The organism is Bradyrhizobium sp., from assembly GCF_030693485.1.
Taxonomy (GTDB): Bacteria; Pseudomonadota; Alphaproteobacteria; order Rhizobiales; family Xanthobacteraceae; genus Bradyrhizobium.
On the sequence record NZ_JAUYAN010000361.1, the window covers coordinates 1 to 4,404 of the forward strand.

The window sequence follows — 4,404 nt, forward strand, 5'->3', positions numbered from 1 at the left end:
TTTGCCGATCCATCACCAGCTGATGGCGCCGCGCGGCGCCAAGCTCGGCGACGTCAAGACCGTGGAAAGCCACGTCCACGCGCTCGGGCAATGCCGCAACATCATCCGCAAGCTCAGGATCAAGCCGATCGTGTCGGGTGATACCGCGGGCTCAGCCCGCATCGTCGCCGAGCGCGGCGACAGGACCTGCGCGTCGATTGCCTCAAAACTCGCCGCCGACATCTACGGCCTCGATATTCTGGCCGAGGACGTCGAGGACGAGACCCACAACACCACCCGCTTCGTGGTGCTGGCGCGCGAGGCAACCTGGGCCGAACAGGGTTCGGGACCGCTGGTCACCACGTTCGTGTTCCGGGTGCGCAACCTGCCGGCGGCGCTCTACAAGGCGATGGGCGGCTTTGCCACCAACGGCGTCAACATGACCAAGCTGGAAAGCTACATGGTCGACGGCAATTTCTTCGCCACCCAATTCTACGCCGATGTCGACGGCCATCCCGACGACAAGGGACTGGCCTTCGCGCTGGAGGAGCTGAAATTCTTTTCGCGCGAGTTCCGGATCGTGGGCGTTTATCCCGGACATCCGTTCCGGGCGACTTTCAGGGAAGAAGCGGAATAAGACGTCATTCCGGGATGGTCCGACCAAGCCTCAGATGTGCAATTGCACATCGGGGAATCTCGAGATTCCGGGTTCGCGCTTCGCGCGCCCCGGAATGACAGCGTGGATGTGGCTACGCCGCTGCTTTCTTCCCCAGCCCGAATGCATCCGCCAGCAGCGAATACGACTTCTTCCGTGCCTCGTGGTCATACACCGCCGTGATGATCATCAGTTCGTCGGCCTTGCTGGCCGAGATCATCGGCTGCAGTTTTTGCATCACCGTCGCCGGGCTGCCGACGAACAGCCGCGAGCGGTTGCGGGCGATCGAGGCGCGCTCGCTCTCGGTGTAAGGATAGGCCAGCGCCTCCTCGACCGATGGCAGCGGCAGAAACTGGCCGCGGTCGCGGCGCAGCCGGTTGAGGTCCATCGATGACGCGAGTTTTTCGGCTTCCGCATCGGTTTCGGCGGATACCACGGCGACCGCCAGAATGCCGTGCGGCGTCGAACGCCAGCCCGACGGCTTGAAGCGGTTGTGGTAGTTGGTCATGGCATCGACGGCATCATGCGACGCGAAATGATGCGCGAAGGCAAAACCCATCCCGATCTGCGCCGCCAGTTCCGAGGAGTAATCGCTGGAGCCGAGCAACCAGATCGGCGGCAGCGGACTGTCGTCCGGCATCGCCACCACATTGTTGTAGGGGTGCCCAGGCGGAAAGCCGCGGGTCTCCCACAGGATCAGTTCCTGCAACCGCTCGAGAAAGTCGTCGCCGTCGCGGCGGTCGAGCCGGCTGCGCAACGCATGCGCGGTGGCGCCGTCGGTGCCGGGCGCGCGGCCGAGGCCGAGATCGATCCGGCCGGGAAACAGCGCCTCCAGCATCTTGAAACGTTCGGCCACCACCAGCGGCGCATGGTTCGGCAGCATCACGCCGCCGGAGCCGACCCGGATGTTTTTGGTCACCGCCGCGATCTGCCCGATCATCAAATCGGGCGCGGGGCTCGCCACCGAGGCGAGGTTGTGATGTTCGGCCAGCCAGTAACGGACATAGCCCAGGCCGTCGGCATGGCGCGCCAGATCGATGCTGTTGCGCAGCGCCGCGGCGGGTTTCGTGCCCGTGGTGACGACCGAAAGGTCGAGGATCGAGAGAGGAATCATGCCGGTAAACTAGTGTGCATTGTCCGACCCACAAAGGGGCCGGGAGCGCAGGTCAGGCGCGCGTCCAAAGGCAGCGGCGACGGCAGCTTCAACACGGATAGTGGGACAGTAGATCATCATGTCGATAATTTTCATTCTGCCCACATCTGGGTCCTCCAGCGCGTGACGCCAATATCCAGAGAAAACCCCTGAATTCACTAGATTTTTATCGATTACCCGCACCTCGATTGACGGCCTTCGCCACTCCGGGTCAGCCCACTCAATGAACAATCCGACAATAATTTATATCTATAGGCAAATATTGGGCAATTTCCCACCTCCGATGGGCTGTTGGAATGATCCTATTTGGCCTATTTTAGCATCTCGCAGCTAAGCCTGCCCCGACGCTTCGAGTGGAGTTTGTGGTGACATGACCGAGGTTACGCCGCCCGCGCCTGACGCGCACCGCGTGCTCAAATCGCCCGCGATCTCGTTCGAATTCTTCCCGCCGAAGACCGAGGAGATGGAAAAGAGCCTGTGGGAGACCATCAAGCGCCTGGCGCCGCTGTCGCCCAGCTTCGTCTCGGTGACCTACGGCGCCGGCGGATCGACGCGGGAGCGCACCCACTCCACCATCACCCGCATCCTGGCTGAAACCGACCTGCTGCCGGCCGCGCATCTGACCTGCGTCGGCGCGGCGCGCGGCGAGATCGACGAGATCGTCGGCCGCTACCACGAGGCCGGCGTCCGCCATATCGTCGCCTTGCGCGGCGATCCGCCCGCCGGCATCGGCACCGCCTATTCGACGCATCCCGATGGCTACCAGACCTCGGCCGAGCTCGTGGCCGGCATCAAGAAGCAGCACGGCGACATCGAAGTATCCGTTTCCGCCTATCCCGAAAAGCATCCGGAGAGCCGCGACTTCGACGCCGACATCGATGTGCTCGCGGCCAAGGTCGATGCCGGTGCCACCCGCGCCATTACCCAGGTGTTCTTCGATAACGACCTCTACTTCCGCTACCTCGATCGGGTGCGCACGCGCGGCATCACGATTCCGATCGTGCCCGGCATCATGCCGATGCACAATTTCAAGCAGGCGCGCAACTTCGTCACCCGCGCCGGCACGTCGGTGCCGGACTGGCTGGCGGAAAAATTCGAGGGCCTCGACGACGACGCCGAGACGCGCAAGCTGGTGGCCGCGACGGTTGCCGCAGGCCAGGTGCAGAAGCTCGCCAAACAGGGCGTCGACACCTTTCACTTCTACACCATGAACCGCGCGGACCTCGTGTTCGCGATCAGCCATTTGCTCGGTATTCGCCCGCAGGGCGCCCAGAAAGCCGCTTGATCGATGACCTCTGCTGTTTCCGAAAAGCGAACCGCGTTGCTCGCGGCCGCCCGCGAGCGCATCCTGGTGCTCGACGGCGCCATGGGCACCATGATCCAGGGCCTCGACTATGACGAGGCCGCGTTTCGCGGCGCGCGTTTTGCGGATTTCCACCGCGACGTCAGGGGCAACAACGACCTGCTGATCCTGACCCAACCGAAGGAGATCGAGGACATCCACGCCGAATATCTGCGCGCCGGCGCTGACATCGTCGCCACCAATACGTTTTCCTCGACCTCGATCGCGCAGGCCGATTACGCCCTTTCCGGCATCGCCTATGAGATGAACCTGGAGGGCGCCAGGCTCGCCCGCAACGCCGCGACTCGCGTCACTGCCGAAGACGGCCGGCCGCGCTTCGTCGCCGGCGCCATCGGGCCCACCAACCGCACCGCCTCGATCTCGCCCGACGTGTCGAGCCCCGGCTATCGCGCCGTGACGTTCGACGATCTTCGCATCGCCTATGGCGAACAGATCAACGGTCTCCTGGACGGCGGCGCCGATTTGCTGCTGGTCGAAACCATCTTCGATACGCTGAACGCCAAGGCGGCGCTGTATGCGATATCAGAAATCGCCGAAGCCCGCGGCATCGACGTACCCGTGATGATCTCGGGCACCATCACCGACAAATCCGGCCGGCTGCTGTCAGGCCAGTTGCCGGAAGCGTTCTGGAATTCGGTGCGGCACGCCCGCCCCATCACCATCGGCTTCAACTGCGCACTCGGCGCCGAGGATCTGCGCGCCCATATCGCCGATATCGGCCGCGTCGCCGACACGCTGGTCTGCGCCTATCCCAATGCCGGGCTTCCCAACGAATTCGGCCAGTATGACGAGAGCCCGGAATTCATGGCCGGGCTGATCGGCGAATTCGCGGCTTCCGGCCTCGTCAACATCGTCGGCGGCTGCTGCGGCACCACGCCGGATCATATCGCTGCGATTGCCGCCGCCGTGGCGCCGCACCGGCCGCGCGCGATTCCCGTCATCGAGCCGCGGCTGCGGCTGTCGGGCCTCGAGCCGTTCGAACTCACGCCCGCGATCCCGTTCGTCAACGTCGGCGAGCGCACCAATGTCACGGGATCAGCGAAGTTCCGCAAGCTGATCACCGCCGGCGACTACACCGCGGCACTGGCCGTGGCGCGCGACCAGGTCGAGAACGGCGCCCAGATCATCGACGTCAACATGGACGAGGGCCTGCTGGATTCCGAAGCCGCGATGGTGACGTTCCTCAACCTCGTCGCCGCCGAGCCCGACATCGCCCGCGTACCGGTCATGGTCGACTCATCGAAATTCAACGTG

General features: G+C 64.0%; 4 protein-coding genes. 3 read left to right on the forward strand and 1 reads right to left on the reverse strand.

Annotated features, from left to right (window positions below; all coding sequences use genetic code 11):
* Positions 1 to 616 (forward strand): prephenate dehydratase (locus Q8N40_RS26305; protein WP_305713892.1); only part of this gene is annotated, 616 nt, incomplete at its 5' end.
* A gap of 112 nt (positions 617 to 728) precedes the next feature.
* Here Q8N40_RS26305 and Q8N40_RS26310 read toward each other — a convergent pair.
* On the reverse strand, positions 729 to 1,748 hold the full coding sequence (locus Q8N40_RS26310) for an LLM class flavin-dependent oxidoreductase (protein ID WP_305322293.1): 1,020 nt from the start codon (positions 1,746 to 1,748) through the stop codon (positions 729 to 731).
* A 409-nt stretch (positions 1,749 to 2,157) separates the two neighbouring features.
* Here Q8N40_RS26310 and metF point away from each other — a divergent pair, with 409 nt between their 5' ends.
* Both metF and Q8N40_RS26320 read left to right on the forward strand, forming a co-directional pair.
* Positions 2,158 to 3,072 (forward strand): methylenetetrahydrofolate reductase [NAD(P)H], encoded by a 915-nt coding sequence (metF, locus tag Q8N40_RS26315; RefSeq protein ID WP_305713893.1) that lies wholly within the window; start codon positions 2,158 to 2,160, stop codon positions 3,070 to 3,072.
* A 3-nt stretch (positions 3,073 to 3,075) separates the two neighbouring features.
* Positions 3,076 to 4,404, forward strand: a 1,329-nt coding sequence (locus Q8N40_RS26320) for a homocysteine S-methyltransferase family protein (protein WP_305713894.1), incomplete at its 3' end; no start/stop codon positions are given.